Here is a 14,412-nt window from a genome sequence, read left to right as displayed (position 1 = left end):
TGCATTATGCGGCGTCCGCCTCCGTCGCGTCTTGCTCTTAGATCTGGCTGACCTGCTGGCGGAAAGCCTCATTCAGTTGCGCAAGGGCCTGCTCGGCCTCCTGGCGGCGCGTGTCGAGCTCGGCGATGCGGTCTTCGTCGGCTTCGAGCGCTTCGAGATAGCGCTTGGCGAGGCTGCTGTCGGGCGGGACGGCAGAGAGATTGTCGCGAATGCGCGACTGGCCATCGACAAGAATGTCGAGCTCCTGCACCAGGTCAGCCAGCGCGATCTCGGCGCGGGAGATGTCCTGGCGGGCTTCGGCCAGTTGGGTCAGCGCCGTGGCCGTGTCCGTGTCGCCGAGCTGGTCCACCCAATAGAACAGCGTATCGGCGTCGGTATCGATGAGGGCGATGCTCTGCAGGTCCGTGCGCTCCATGGTGGCAACGACCTTGGCCGTGCCGCCGGCCTCAAGCTTGGCCTCGAGCCGGTAGTGGGTCGGGGTGGTCGTCTCGAGGGCGTCGGACGACAGGGTCCAGCCCGACTGGCGCGGCTGCTCGATCACGACGGTGCGCGGTGCATCTGTGGCGCCTGATATGGCATAGGTCGTGTTGGCGCGGGTCGTGCTGGTCACGCGCAGCAGGCCATCGGCGAGCGTGGCGCGATAGGCGGTTTGCTCGCCGCCATACTCGGTGGTGACTTCCACCTTGCGGTCGGCGGCGAAGCTGATCATGCGGGTTTCGCCCTGGGGCACATTGGCCAGTTGGGCATCGCCGGCATAGCCTTCCTCCTGCGGGGCATAGACGGTGACGATGCCGGGCGGCAGGCTGGCGCCGGTGGTGTTTTCCAGCCGCAGGGTGGCGATCGGGTGCACCTCGCCGCGCTCCGGCTGGAACAGGGAGATGCGCTCGGCGGTGAGTTGCGCGTCGATGAACGGCACCGACATGGTCTGGCCAGCGGGCAGGTCGATGGGCATGGGGAGGACGTAAGTCGCCGCAGCGACGCCCTCGCCGGCTTGGGCCACCGCTACCGGTGCCGACGGCGCCATGGCAATGGGTGCCGGGACGGCCGCGGACCCCGCAATCATGCGCAGGGAGTCCGACATTTCAGCGCTTCCCAACGCGTAGAGCTGCTCGGCATCGGCCTCGCGATAGACGTCCGGGTCGGTCGGGGCGATGGTCTGGGCGAAAACCGGCACTTCGGGCCGCTGATGCCAGTAGCGCTGGTAGAGCCGCTGGGCCAGCGTCACCGGGGCGCCGGAGGAGAGCGTCACCTCGACATCGGACCAATCGTCGCCGGACGCATTTTCGATGACAGCCCAGGCCTGGAGGCGCGCCACGCCATCCGCATCGAGAACCAGCCGATAGGCGGTCTTCCACACCGGAGCGGGCACGACATAGTCGAGCTCGACCTCGCGCGGGCCGGTGCCGTCAAGCCCGACCATGATGGTGCGCATGCCGGCCACGCGACCCTGGCCGCTGACCAAAGCGGCCTGGCGCAGGCTGTCGCGCACGGCTTCGTCGAGAATGTCGAGTTCGGTATCGGCACGGAGGCGGATGGTCAGCAGCTGGCCGGCTTCGGTGATGACGGAAAGCAGCGGGGCAGGCTCTTCGCCTTCGGTTTCGACGCTGGCCGTCGTCTCGACGCCCAGCACCATGCCTTCGACCGTCCGTCCACCCGACGATACCTTCACCGGCACACCCTGGAGCGTGCCCAGCAGGCGCGGCAGCGCGGTCAGGTCATCGGGAGTGAAGGGCAGGCCGCGGAAGGTCTCCTCGATCGGGGTCGGACCATCGAGGGTAATGGCCGCGACGCCGCCGGCCGGATCGTAGACCAGGAGGCTCTTGAGGATGTCGTCGATCTGGTCGAGCGGCACGTCGAAACCGAGCGCGGCGGCGTCGTCCAGCATGATGCTGCGGCGCACTTCGGCCAGACCACCGGAGGAAAGCGTCACCGCTTCGATGCGATAGGCCTCGCCTTCCTGTGCCTGAACCAGTCCGACGGGAATGGTGACCGCGACGCAGATGCCGGATAGCAGCAGCCGAAGCTGGGGCGCCGCCTTGCTGCGCGCCTTGATTTTCTGCCGATGCCCGGTGCGGCCCGATTTGCGATTGCTCATGATGTGATCCCTCACGTGTTTTCGAAAGCTCAGACCTTAAGACGCCGCCCGATCTGTGTTCCTTGGGTGGCGAGCGGAAGAAAGTTTGAAGAATTGTCGGGGCGCTCCATAACGTGTCGGGATTCAGGTCTGGAACGGGCTCAAAAACGAAACGCCACGACTGTGGAACGGGCTAGACCAAACGATCTCAACAGACTCTAGAGCGGCAGTTGATGGCTGCGTTTGATGGTTTCCATCGGCACGTCGGTCTTGACGCTCTGCACGCTGGGGATGCGCATCAGGTGGTCGGACTGGAACCGCCAATAGGCATGAAGGTCTGCCGTCACGATGCGCATGATCGCATCACATTCACCGGTCGTGAGATAGCATTCGACCACTTCGGGGTATTTGCGGACCGTCTCGGCGAACTGGTTGGTGGTCTCGGCGTCCTGTGTCTTGAACCAGATGCGGGCGAACACCGTCAGGCCGAGGCCCAGGGCGGGTCCGTTCAGCACCGCGGTATACTGGTCGATGATGCCGCGATCCTCGAGGAGCTTGACCCGGCGCAGGCAGGGAGAGGGTGACAGGCCAACCTCATTGGCCAGCTCGACATTGGACATGCGGGCATTGCGCTGCAATGCTCGCAGGATCCGACGGTCGATGGTGTCGAGCATTTCTGGCACGATAAGCCGCCTTGATCATAATAGTTGGTAGAATATGCCAAAGACTGCGCCAGAAGAGCGATAATCGCAAGTTCATTGCGCAATGACTGGTCTATCTTGTCGCCAATCCAGAACCGGGAGCGGATTTCCAATGGCAAAAGACATCAAGAAGGTCGTGCTGGCCTATTCGGGCGGCCTCGATACCTCGATCATCCTCAAATGGCTGCAAGAGACTTATAATTGCGAGGTGGTGACCTTCACCGCCGATCTGGGTCAGGGCGAAGAGCTCGAGCCGGCGCGCAAGAAGGCCGAAATGTTCGGCATCAAGGATATCCGCATCGAGGATCTGCGCGAGGAATTCGTGCGCGACTTCGTGTTCCCGATGTTCCGCGCCAATGCGGTCTATGAGGGCGTCTACCTGCTCGGCACCTCGATCGCCCGCCCGCTGATCGCCAAGCGCCTGGTGGAAATTGCGCAGGAAACCGGCGCCGATGCCATTTCCCATGGTGCCACCGGCAAGGGCAATGACCAGGTGCGGTTCGAACTAACGGCAAATGCGCTTGATCCCTCGATCAAGGTGATCGCGCCGTGGCGCGAATGGGACCTGCGCAGCCGCACGGCCCTCCTGGCCTATGCCGAAGCCAACCAGATCCCGATTGCCAAGGACAAGCGCGGCGAGGCCCCGTTTTCGGTTGACGCCAACCTGCTGCACACCTCCTCCGAAGGCATGGTGCTGGAAGACCCGGCGGTGCCGGCGCCCGACTATGTCGCCCAGCGCACCGTCGATCCGGAAAAGGCCCCCGATCAGGCCGAGATCATCACCATCGGCTACGAAAAGGGCGATCCGGTTTCGGTCAATGGCGTCAAGCTCAGCCCCGCCGCTTTGCTCACCAAGCTCAATGAGCTGGGCGGCAAGCATGGCGTTGGCCGGCTGGATCTGGTGGAAAACCGCTTTGTCGGCATGAAGTCGCGCGGCCTCTACGAGACTCCCGGCGGCACCATCATGCTGGTGGCGCATCGCGGCATCGAATCCATCACGCTCGATCGTGGTGAGGCCCATCTCAAGGATGAGCTGATGCCCAAATATGCCGAGCTGATCTACAATGGCTTCTGGTTTGCGCCCGAGCGCGAAATGCTGCAGGCGCTGATCGACAAGAGCCAGCAATTCGTCACCGGCGAGGTCACGGTCAAGCTCTACAAGGGCCAGGCCAGCGTCATCGCCCGCACCTCGCCCTATTCGCTCTATTCGATGGATCTGGTGACCTTCGAAGAGGGTGCCGTGGCCTATGATCACAAGGACGCGGAGGGCTTCATCCGCCTCAATGGCCTGCGTCTCAAGACCTATGCGGCGCGGAACAAGAAGGCCGGCAAGTAGCCTTGCTAAAGAGTTGGCTCGCGGGATTCTCCCGCGGCCAACCAGCTACGAGTTAATCGCTCCTTAACGTGAACGAATTAGCGTTCCCGCCAGCGTCATGCAGAAAGCATTGGGACGGGAGAAACGGCTGGTGCGAGCAGAAGACGCTGGCAGCTTGAGCGAGATGGCTGAGGCTTTGTTGCTCGATGCCGCGCTCGAGAACATCCCCTACGGCTTTTGCGTATGGTCGCCCCAGTTCCGCCTCGTCATGTGGAACAAGAACTGGCGCGATATCTACGGCTTTGCCTCCGACGCGGTTTATCGCGGCATGAGCCTCGAAGAGGTGGTGCAGCTCTCGGCCCAGATGGGCAACCACCCCGATCAGAGCGCGGCCGAGTTCTACGAAAGCTATACCGCCGACCTGCTCGCCAATCGCAGCGGGGCGCGTACCAAGAGCCAGGAAGTGGTGCATGGCGGCCGAACCATCGAGACGGCGCATGTCTATTCGACAGCGCTGGGCTGGGTGGTGACGCATGAGGATATCACCGACGAGATCGCCCGCACCGAAGTGGTGCAAAAGCGCAAGCTGGAGCTGGAACGCCAGAATATAAGGCTCGATGCGGCGGTCAATAATATCAGCCAGGGCCTGTGCATGATGGACGCCAAGGGGCGGCTGGTCATCTGCAACGAGCCCTATGCGCGCATCTATGACCTCCCAGACAAGCTGCTCAGGCCGGGCACGCATCTCGAAGATATTCTCAGCCACCTGTTCGATGTGGGCATGAGTGCCGGCGGCACGCGGGAAGAGTATATCGCCTGGCGCCGCGACGTCATCAATCGGCGCGAATACGGCAAGAACATCCACGAACTCAATAACCGCACCATCATGATGCAGCACCATCCGATGAAGGATGGCGGCTGGGTCAGTACGCACGAAGACATTACCGAGCAGCGGCAGAACGAGGCGCGCATCCGCCACCTGGCGCGGCATGACGCCCTGACCGACCTGCCCAACCGCATCGAATTCCTCGAGCAGATGGCCAAGACCGAGACCGGCCTCAGCCGGGGCGAAATGGCCGCCGTGCTCTATATCGACCTCGACCATTTCAAGGCGGTCAACGATACGCTGGGCCACGCCGTCGGTGACGAGGTCATCAAGCAGGCTTCGGCACGGCTTTGGGGCACGACGCGCGAAACCGATGTCCTGGCGCGCCTTGGCGGCGACGAGTTCGCGCTATTGATGCGGCCGGTCGAAAACGTGGCCGACGCCGCCAAGGTGGCTGACCGCATCATCAAGGCGATCGGCGCCCCCATGCATATCGGGGGCCAGCAGATCGAGATCGGCGCCAGCGTCGGCATTGCGGTGGGCCCCGGCGACGGCATCAAGACCGATACCCTGGTCAAGAATGCCGATCTTGCGCTCTACAAGGCCAAGAGCGAGGGGCGTTCGACCTACCACTTCTTCGAAGCCGGCATGGATGCCGACCTCCAGCAGCGCCGCTCGATCGAGGCGGGCCTGCGCCTGGCCTTGCAGCGCAACGAGCTGCGCCTGGTGTTCCAGCCGCTGCTGGGGCTTGAGGAAAACCGGGTGACCTGCGTCGAGGCCCTGTTGCGCTGGGACCACGAGGACCGGACCATTTCGCCGGTCGAATTCATTCCCATTGCCGAGGAAACCGGGCTCATCGTCGCTATTGGCGAGTGGGTTTTGCGCGAGGCGCTGAAGACCGCCGCGACCTGGCCGGGCGATGTGCGCGTCGCGGTCAACCTGTCGCCGATGCAGTTCAAACATCGCGACCTGGTCGCCACGGTCAAATCGGCGCTGGCCGAGGCCCGCGTTTCCGCCACACGGCTGGAGCTCGAAATCACCGAGTCGCTGCTGCTGTCGGAAAACGAAACCACGCTCAAGGCGCTGCACGAGCTGCGGGCGATGGGCGTGCGCATTTCGATGGACGATTTCGGCACGGGCTATTCGTCGCTGAGCTATCTGAGCTCCTTCCCGTTCGACAAGATCAAGATCGACCGCTCCTTCATGCGCGATCTGACCAGCCGCAAGGACAGCCAGGCGATCATCCAGGCGGTGATCGGGCTCGGCCGCAGCCTGGGCATGACGACCACGACCGAAGGCGTCGAAACCGAGGAACAGCTCGAACTGGTGCGGGCGCATGGCGCTACCGAGGTACAGGGCTTCCTGTTCTCGCCGCCCCTGCCGCCGGCGGCTTTGGCCAACCTGCTGCATTCCGACATGGTCAAGCTGCAGGTGGAGCGCAAGCGGGCCTCCTGACGCCGTTGCGTTTGCTTGGTGGCTTTGCGAGATTTGCCGTATGCGCCAACGCCTTTACGCCCAACTTTGCGCCGTGGCTCGCCGCCAGGGCACCGATGCCAGCGCCGTCGAAGACGTGGTGCAGGAGGCGCTGGTCATCGCCATAGAAGCGGGCCGGCAGGACCTGGCCGATCCCGAAAACGGGCGCTGGCTGACCGGCGTGGTGCGCAACCGGGCTCGCATGGCCAGCCGTTCGGCCCGACGCCGCCGGTTTCGCGACCATGATTGGCAAGCCAGCCGCGATGCCGACCCGCAAGAGGCCGGATCTCTGTCCGAAACGCTGGCCGGGCTGCCGCCGGCGCTCAAGACATTCGCTGCCTTGGTGCTTACCGGCCATAACCGGCGTGAAATCGCCTATCTGCTCGATCTGCCGGATACCGCCCTGCGCCAGCGCGTTAGCGCGCTGAAGCGGCATTTGCGGGCCCGTGGCCTGGTCGCGCCGGATGGGCTTCCCGGCCTCAACCTCGATCTGGCCTATGGCCGCATCCGCGATGCGCTGCTGCCGGCACTGGTCCGTCACGGCGGGATGTTTGCAAGCCACGATCCGGACGGACATCTTTTTCTCGTGCGGCGCTCACAAACGCCGTGAGCCCGGCAACAGGGTGATGCGTCCAGACAAGGACGGCATCAAAAGGGACTGCCATGCTCGCCAAACCATCGGAGACCTGCCCGGTCTATCACTGCAGCGATCTCGATCGCACTGAACGCTTCTATCGCGATGCGTTCGGCTTCGTCTTTGAGCACCGCGGGGCGGGGGAGGGCCGCCTGCTCTTTCTTCGTCTCCGCCCCGATTTCAGCATGAGCTTCATGCGGGGCACGCCGCGTCCCGGCACCAGTCCGCTGGTGACCTTCACCCTCGCCGAGGGTGGCATAGCCGACGTGGTAGCGGGACTTGCCGGCCAGGGCGTGACCATCGTCTCCCCGGTGGGCGAGGCGCCCGGGGGCAAAGGCGCCGTCCTCCTCGATCCGGACGCACATATGCTGGGTCTCTATCAACCCGCCAGCAAACCCCTGTCGCTCAAGGAGAGCACACCATGACCTTCAAGCCAAAAAGCGCCAGCATCGTCTTCTACGTGGCCGACATCGCCCGCACCGAGACCTTCTACAACGAAACGCTCAACCTTGGCCTTGAGCGCATGGAGGGCATGGAGCCCTTCTGGCTGCAGGGCCGGCTGGAAGGCGGGCCGGACATGGTCTTCTTCCAGCTCGAAGGTGTGCGCGGCAACACGCCGGCCGTGATCTTCGAGGTGAGCGATGGCGGCATAGACGACGTCGTCGCCGACCTCGTCAGCAAGGGCGTCACCATCGTCACCCCGGTCTCGGAGGCTCCCGGCGGCTGGAGCGCCGACTTTCTGGACCCGGATGGCTTTGGCCTTGGGCTCTACCAGTCGGAAGACAAGCCGCGGTCGCTGAAGTAGGCGAGGCAATCGCTCACACCAGGCGTCACCCTCGGGTCAAGCCCGAGGGTGACGATCGAGCGAGCGGACACATCGCGGCCCCGCCATTCGAGCATAGCTCTCATGGCCTTCTCGCCTCAAATCGCTCCACTGGAGCGATTTGCCCTGCGGGACGGCTCGAAGCCCGCAAACCACCCTTGCGTGCCCCGCGCTTGTGGGAAACGTCATCTTCCTGTATGGCAGCCGTCAAATGCGCCACTTCGGTTCCGGCCGAGGGTTGGCGCGTGTTTGTTTCCCGCATGGTTCGTTCCGCTGCAGTCCGCTTCAATCAGATGCGGAGCCGGTTCTGGGATCATGCCAAAGAGGCTGATCTCTATGTCCCTGCGCAATATCGCCATCATCGCCCACGTTGACCACGGCAAGACCACGCTGATCGACGTCCTGCTCAAGCAGTCCGGTTCGTTCCGCGAGAACGAGCGCGTCGAAGAACGCGCCATGGACAGCAATGACATCGAGCGCGAGCGCGGCATCACCATCCTGGCCAAGGTGACCTCCCTGCTGTGGAAGGACACCCGCATCAATATCGTCGACACCCCCGGCCACGCCGACTTTGGCGGTGAAGTCGAGCGCATCCTCAGCATGGTCGATGGTGTGGTGATCCTGGTCGACGCGGCCGAAGGCCCGATGCCGCAGACCAAGTTCGTGCTCGGCAAGGCTTTGGCGCAGGGCCTGCGTCCAATCGTGGCGATCAACAAGATCGACAAGGCCGATGAACGGCACCTGGAAGTGCTCGAAGAAATCTTCGACCTGTTCATCGCCCTCGACGCCTCGCCCGAGCAGCTCGATTTCCCGGTACTCTACGGTTCGGCCAAGCAGGGCTGGATGGCGCTGGAGCCGGAAGGCCCCAAGAATGACCTCGGCCCGCTGCTCGACAAGGTCATCGAACACGTGCCGGAGCCTGCCGTCGAAGAAGGCGCCTTCCGCATGCTGGTCACCACCATCGAGCGCAACCCGTTCCTGGGTCGTATCCTCACCGGCCGCATCACGTCGGGTTCGGTCAAGTCGAACGACCCCATCCACACGCTCAATCGTGAAGGCAAGGAAGTCGAAAAGGGCCGCGTCTCCAAGGTTCTGGCCTTCCGTGGCCTCGAGCGCACCCCTGTTGATATCGGCGAAGCCGGTGACATCGTCGCCATTGCCGGTCTCGTGACTTCGACCGTGGCCGACACGCTCTGCGCGACCTCGGTCACCAAGCCGATCGAATCCAAGCCGATCGATCCGCCGACCCTGTCGGTGACCTTCCGCATCAATGATGGCCCACTGGCCGGTCGTGAAGGCGACAAGGTGCAGTCGCGCGTCATCCGCGAGCGCCTGTTCCGCGAAGCCGAAGGCAATGTGGCGATCCGCGTCACCCCCGGCGACGACAACGATTCCTATGACGTAGCCGGTCGTGGCGAATTGCAGCTCGCCGTGCTGATCGAAAACATGCGCCGCGAAGGGTTTGAGCTGACCATCGGTCGCCCCAAGGTGCTGTTCAAGGAAGAGAATGGCGAAAAGCTGGAGCCGGTCGAGGAAGTCATCATCGACGTCGATGACGAGTTCACCGGCACGGTCGTGCAGAAGCTCACCGAGCGCAAGGGCGAGCTGACCGACATGCGTCCGTCCGGCGTCGGCCGCACCCGCATCCAGCTGCTGGTGCCCACTCGCTCGCTGATCGGCTACCAGCCGGAACTGCTGAGCGATACCCGCGGCACCGCCATCTTCAACCGCCTGTTCCACTCCTTCGTGCCGTTCAAGGGCGATCTGCCAGGCCGCCGCACCGGCGTCTTGATCTCCAACGGCACCGGCCAGTCCGTGGCCTTCGCGCTGTGGAACCTTGAAGACCGCGGCCCGATCATGATCGACGCCGGCGTCGACATCTACGAAGGCATGATCATCGGCGAGCATAGCCGCGATAACGACCTGGAAGTGAACGCGCTCAAGGGCAAGCAGCTCACCAATATCCGCACCACGTCCAAGGACGAAGCGGTGCGCCTGACCACGCCCAAGAAGCTGACGCTGGAACAGAGCCTCGGTTACATCGCCGAAGACGAGTATGTGGAAGTGACCCCCAAGTCGATCCGCCTGCGCAAGATCTGGCTCGACCCCAATGACCGCAAGCGCATGAGCCGCGCCGCCAAGTCGGCTTGAGCATTGGCGACGGTTGTCGTTCACCTCGAGGGACAACCGGACGCCTATGGGCCGCTTACGCACCAGTTTCGCAATTTTGGCGAGACAGTCTTCGGGTGGGTGCGGGACAACAAGCTGGGATCGGTCGATATCGACGAAGTTGACCGATCGACCAACCGCTTCAGCATCAGGGATGTGAAGGCGGCCAAGCTGCGGCATCTGACCCGCTGGGTTGAAGAGGAAGCAGCCCGCCAATTTCTGACCATCACTACGGAAACGAGCGCATGACCGACTGGATCATCCAGATCATCACCGACCTCGGCTATGTCGGCATTTTCCTGGTCATGCTGGCTGAATCGATCTTTCCGCCGATCCCGTCCGAACTGATCATCCCATTTGCCGGCTTTGCCGCCGCCAATGGCGACCTCAACCTCTATGGCGTCATCGCCACGGCAACCTTCGGCGCGGTCGTTGGCATGCTGCCCTGGTATTTTGCCGGGCGGCTGTTCGGCCTTAAGCGTGTGCGCTGGCTGGCTGACCGTTTCGGCCGCATCATGGCCTTCAATGCCGACGAGATCGACTTGGCCGTCAGCTGGTTCACCCGTTTCGGCCCGATCATCGTACTGTTCGGCCGGCTGATGCCGATCATCCGCACGCTGATTTCCATCCCGGCCGGGCTTGCTCGCATGAGCCTGCCCATGTTCCTCGCCGCCTCGACCGTGGGCGCGCTGATCTGGAACACCTTCCTCACCCTGGCCGGCTATATCCTGCACGAGCATTACGAGACGATCGAAGTGGTGCTCGACCCGCTGACCTACATCGTCCTGGCACTGGTCGTGGTGTTGTACCTGCTCAAGGTTGCCACCTGGAAGCCGAGCAAGGCGCCCTCGTAACTCAAGGCCATCAGTCGTCCACCCTCCCCCTTGTGGGGAGGGCAGCGAGATAGGACTTAGCGTTTGCTAAGTCCGTTAAATCGAGCAGGGTGGGGGTATCTCTCCGAGAACTCAGTGTGTGTGACTCACCCCCACCCTTGATTCCTCCCCACAAGGGGGAGGGTGTCGACTGAGATTTCTCGCAAAATGCGATTCCCCTCGCATTTTGCGAGGCAGCATCACCAGCAAAATGCGAATGTTCACAACACTTTAATCTCTGGTGCCCGGTTTCCGGACCGCGCCGACTTGGCACGCTTCGTGCAATGAAGTGCGTGTCCGGAATTTGTGTTGCGTACCGGATGTCAGTCATTGGGGCCTCGTTCCGTGCGACCGGAGCGAGGCTCTCATGCTTTTGTGCCTGCCCTTGTCGCAAGGCCTGCTACCCATTAGATAATTCGCGATCCTTTTCCGGAGACGCAAATGCGCGCCGTGCTCGACATCATCCTTCTGATCCTCCAGCTCTATTGGTGGGTCGTGCTTGCCATGATCGTCATGAGCTGGCTGATCTCGTTCAACGTGATCAATACCCGCAACCAATTCGTCGCCGGCCTGTGGCGTGTGCTCAATCAGCTGACCGAACCGGTGCTGCGACCGATCCGCAAGATCATGCCCAACCTGTCGGGCCTCGATCTCAGCCCGATTATCCTGTTCATCATCATCTTCTTCATCGAGCGGGTGATTATCTATTACATCTATCCCAACGTGTTCTAAGCGCCGATGCCGCTGCCTGAGGGCTACGAGGTTTCGGCCGATCCGGATCGGATCGACGTCGATTACGTCCATCGCTATCTGAGCGAGGTGAGCTATTGGGCCGCCGGCATCCCACGCGATATCGTCGCCCGCTCGATCGCCAATTCGATCCCGTTCGGGGTGTACGGACCTGACGGCGCCCAGGTCGGTTTTGCCCGCGTCATTACCGATCGGGCGACCTTCGCCTACCTGGCCGATGTGTTCATCGACCCCGGTCAACAGCGTCGCGGTTTGGGCAAGGCACTGCTAGAGACGATCTTCGCGCATCCAGACCTGCAGACGCTGCGCCGCTTCCTGCTGGTGACGCTCGACGCGCACGCCCTCTATGCGCAATATGGCTTCGTGCCGCTGCCCTATCCCGATCGGACCATGGCGATCATCAAGGCCGACCTCTACCGCAAGCAGTAACCGCGACAAATCATCGCAATATCCATTGCTTAAGCGATCAATCTGGCTAAGCTCCGTCCCCGGAAGGGGCTCGTAGGAGGGCAGGCTTTTGCGCGGTTGGAGGACCGGCAAGGGCAAGCAGTCGAGTCCCTGGAGGAAATCTAGAGGGACTTTCTATGACTTTGGCACTCTGGCTGATCGTCGTATGCGGCGCTCTGTCCATCGTCTACGGGGTGATCACCACCCAGCAATTGCTTGCCGCCGATAGCGGATCGGCCCGCATGCAGGAAATCTCGGCAGCCGTCCGGGAAGGGGCATCGGCCTATCTCAAGCGGCAATACACCACGATCGGCATTGTCGGCGTGGTCATCCTGATCGCCGCCTTCTTCCTGCTGGGCATTTACGCCGCCATCGGCTTTCTGCTCGGCGCCGTGCTCTCGGGTGCCGCCGGCTTCATCGGCATGAACGTCTCGGTGCGCGCCAACGTGCGCGTCGCCCAGGCGGCGACGAGCTCGCTGGCCAAGGGGCTCGACCTGGCCTTCAAGTCGGGCGCGGTGACGGGCATGCTGGTGGCGGGGCTCGGCCTCCTCGGCGTTACCCTCTATTTCATCGTGCTGACCCAGATGCTGGGCTTTGCGCCCACCAGCCGCACCGTCATCGATGCGCTGGTTGCGCTCTCCTTCGGCGCTTCGCTGATTTCCATCTTTGCGCGTCTGGGCGGCGGCATCTTCACCAAGGGTGCCGACGTTGGCGGCGACATGGTGGGCAAGGTCGAGGCCGGCATTCCCGAAGACGATCCGCGCAACCCGGCCACCATTGCCGATAACGTCGGCGACAATGTCGGCGACTGCGCCGGCATGGCGGCCGACCTGTTCGAAACCTATGTGGTGACCATCGTCGCCACCATGGTGCTGGCCGCCATCATCCTGCCCGACGCCTTCAAGCTGATGGGCATGGTGCTGCCGCTGGCCATTGGCGGCGCCTGCGTCGTCACCTCGATCATCGGGACATACTTCGTCAAGCTCGGCGCCTCCAACAATATTATGGGCGCGCTCTACAAGGGCATCATCGCCACCGGCGTGCTGTCGCTGATCGTGCTGCTGCCGGTGCTGTGGTTCGTTTTCGGCGACCTCAATGTCGAGATTGCCGCCAATGACAAGACCTTTACGCCCATGAGCCTCTTCTGGTGCGGCGTGGTCGGCCTGGTCATTACCGGCCTCATCATCGTCATCACCGAATACTACACCGGCACGGGCCGCCGTCCCGTCAACTCCATCGCCGAAGCCTCGGTCACCGGCCATGGCACCAACGTCATCCAGGGCCTCGCGGTTTCGCTGGAATCGACGGCGCTGCCGGCCCTGGTGATCATCGCCGGCATCATCGTCACCTACTCGATTGCGGGCCTGTTCGGCATCGCCTTCGCCGTGGCGACCATGCTGGCTTTGGCCGGTATCGTCGTGGCGCTCGACGCCTTCGGCCCGGTCACCGACAATGCCGGCGGCATCGCGGAAATGGCCGGTCTCGACAAGGAAGTGCGCCACAATACCGACGCGCTCGATGCCGTCGGCAACACCACCAAGGCCGTCACCAAGGGCTATGCCATCGGCTCGGCGGGCCTCGGCGCCCTGGTGCTGTTCGCCGCCTATACGCAGGACCTGATCTACTTCTCGTCGCTGCCCGATGCCCCCGCCATCTTCCAGGGCATGGGCACGCTCACCTTCTCGCTGGCCGATCCCTATGTCGTGGTTGGCCTGTTGTTCGGTGGCCTCTTGCCCTTCCTCTTCGGCGGCATGAGCATGACCGCCGTGGGCCGCGCTGCGCAATCGGTGGTGGTGGAAGTGCGCCGCCAGTTCAAGGAACGCCCGGGCATCATGGCCGGCACCGAAAAGCCCGATTACGGCCGGGCCGTCGACATGCTGACCAAGGCCGCGATCAAGGAAATGATCGTGCCGAGCCTGCTGCCGGTGCTCTCGCCGATCGTGGTGTTCTTCGTGATCAACTGGATCGCCGGCCCCGCCGCCGGCTTCTCGGCCCTTGGCGCCATGCTCATGGGCGTCATCGTCACCGGCCTCTTCGTCGCCATCTCCATGACCGCCGGCGGTGGCGCCTGGGACAATGCCAAGAAGAGCTTCGAGGACGGTTTCACCGACAGCCACGGCGTCACCCACCACAAGGGGTCAGACGCCCACAAGGCTTCGGTCACCGGCGACACCGTCGGCGACCCCTATAAGGACACGGCCGGCCCGGCCGTGAACCCTATGATCAAGATCACCAATATTGTGGCGTTGCTACTGTTGGCGGTGCTGGCGCATCTGGGGTAGCGAGGCATCTGCCTCGACTGAAACTGAAGAAGGTCCGGGAGTGATC

Annotated in this window: 13 protein-coding genes; 11 read left to right on the top strand and 2 right to left on the bottom strand. The window is 63.0% G+C overall.

Features of this window, described 5'->3' with window-relative positions:
• Nucleotides 1-37 precede the first annotated feature (37 nt).
• Complete coding sequence (locus MF606_RS20640; RefSeq protein ID WP_240231202.1) at nucleotides 38-2,095, bottom strand: DUF4139 domain-containing protein; 2,058 nt, start codon at nucleotides 2,093-2,095, stop codon at nucleotides 38-40.
• A 197-nt stretch (nucleotides 2,096-2,292) separates the two neighbouring features.
• Complete coding sequence (locus MF606_RS20635; RefSeq protein ID WP_240231201.1) at nucleotides 2,293-2,757, bottom strand: Lrp/AsnC family transcriptional regulator; 465 nt, start codon at nucleotides 2,755-2,757, stop codon at nucleotides 2,293-2,295.
• 130 nt (nucleotides 2,758-2,887) lie between these two features.
• On the opposite strand from MF606_RS20635, the gene MF606_RS20630 reads away from it, so the two are divergent.
• The 11 genes from MF606_RS20630 to MF606_RS20580 all read left to right on the top strand — a co-directional run bounded on the left by MF606_RS20630 (nucleotide 2,888) and on the right by MF606_RS20580 (nucleotide 14,366).
• On the top strand, nucleotides 2,888-4,111 hold the full coding sequence (locus MF606_RS20630; protein WP_240231200.1) for an argininosuccinate synthase: 1,224 nt from the start codon (nucleotides 2,888-2,890) through the stop codon (nucleotides 4,109-4,111).
• 130 nt (nucleotides 4,112-4,241) lie between these two features.
• A complete protein-coding gene (locus tag MF606_RS20625) occupies nucleotides 4,242-6,371 on the top strand; it encodes a putative bifunctional diguanylate cyclase/phosphodiesterase (protein ID WP_240231199.1) in 2,130 nt (709 codons plus the stop codon).
• A 40-nt stretch (nucleotides 6,372-6,411) separates the two neighbouring features.
• Nucleotides 6,412-6,999 carry an RNA polymerase sigma factor gene (locus tag MF606_RS20620; RefSeq protein ID WP_240231198.1) on the top strand — a complete coding sequence of 196 codons (588 nt, stop codon included), beginning with the start codon at nucleotides 6,412-6,414 and terminating at the stop codon, nucleotides 6,997-6,999.
• Nucleotides 7,000-7,052: 53 nt separating this feature from the next.
• Nucleotides 7,053-7,448 (top strand): VOC family protein, encoded by a 396-nt coding sequence (locus tag MF606_RS20615; protein ID WP_240231197.1) that lies wholly within the window; start codon nucleotides 7,053-7,055, stop codon nucleotides 7,446-7,448.
• On the top strand, nucleotides 7,445-7,828 hold the full coding sequence (locus tag MF606_RS20610) for a VOC family protein (RefSeq protein WP_240231196.1): 384 nt from the start codon (nucleotides 7,445-7,447) through the stop codon (nucleotides 7,826-7,828). The genes MF606_RS20615 and MF606_RS20610 overlap by 4 nt, the downstream gene beginning before the upstream one ends.
• A 354-nt stretch (nucleotides 7,829-8,182) precedes the next feature.
• A complete protein-coding gene (typA, locus tag MF606_RS20605) occupies nucleotides 8,183-9,997 on the top strand; it encodes a translational GTPase TypA (RefSeq protein WP_240231195.1) in 1,815 nt (604 codons plus the stop codon).
• 3 nt (nucleotides 9,998-10,000) lie between these two features.
• Nucleotides 10,001-10,264 (top strand): hypothetical protein, encoded by a 264-nt coding sequence (locus tag MF606_RS20600; RefSeq protein ID WP_240231194.1) that lies wholly within the window; start codon nucleotides 10,001-10,003, stop codon nucleotides 10,262-10,264.
• Complete coding sequence (locus tag MF606_RS20595; RefSeq protein ID WP_240231193.1) at nucleotides 10,261-10,869, top strand: DedA family protein; 609 nt, start codon at nucleotides 10,261-10,263, stop codon at nucleotides 10,867-10,869. The genes MF606_RS20600 and MF606_RS20595 overlap by 4 nt, the downstream gene beginning before the upstream one ends.
• Before the next feature lie 459 nt (nucleotides 10,870-11,328).
• On the top strand, nucleotides 11,329-11,619 hold the full coding sequence (locus tag MF606_RS20590; protein ID WP_240231192.1) for a YggT family protein: 291 nt from the start codon (nucleotides 11,329-11,331) through the stop codon (nucleotides 11,617-11,619).
• Between the two features lie 6 nt (nucleotides 11,620-11,625).
• A complete protein-coding gene (locus tag MF606_RS20585) occupies nucleotides 11,626-12,066 on the top strand; it encodes a GNAT family N-acetyltransferase (RefSeq protein WP_240231191.1) in 441 nt (146 codons plus the stop codon).
• Between the two features lie 155 nt (nucleotides 12,067-12,221).
• Nucleotides 12,222-14,366, top strand: a complete 2,145-nt coding sequence (locus MF606_RS20580; protein ID WP_240231190.1) for a sodium-translocating pyrophosphatase — start codon at nucleotides 12,222-12,224, stop codon at nucleotides 14,364-14,366.
• Nucleotides 14,367-14,412 lie beyond the last annotated feature (46 nt).

This window comes from Devosia lacusdianchii (assembly GCF_022429625.1).
GTDB lineage: Bacteria > Pseudomonadota > Alphaproteobacteria > Rhizobiales > Devosiaceae > Devosia > Devosia lacusdianchii.
The sequence above is the reverse complement of the archived record's forward strand: the minus strand, read 5'-3'. Positions and strand labels throughout refer to the sequence as shown.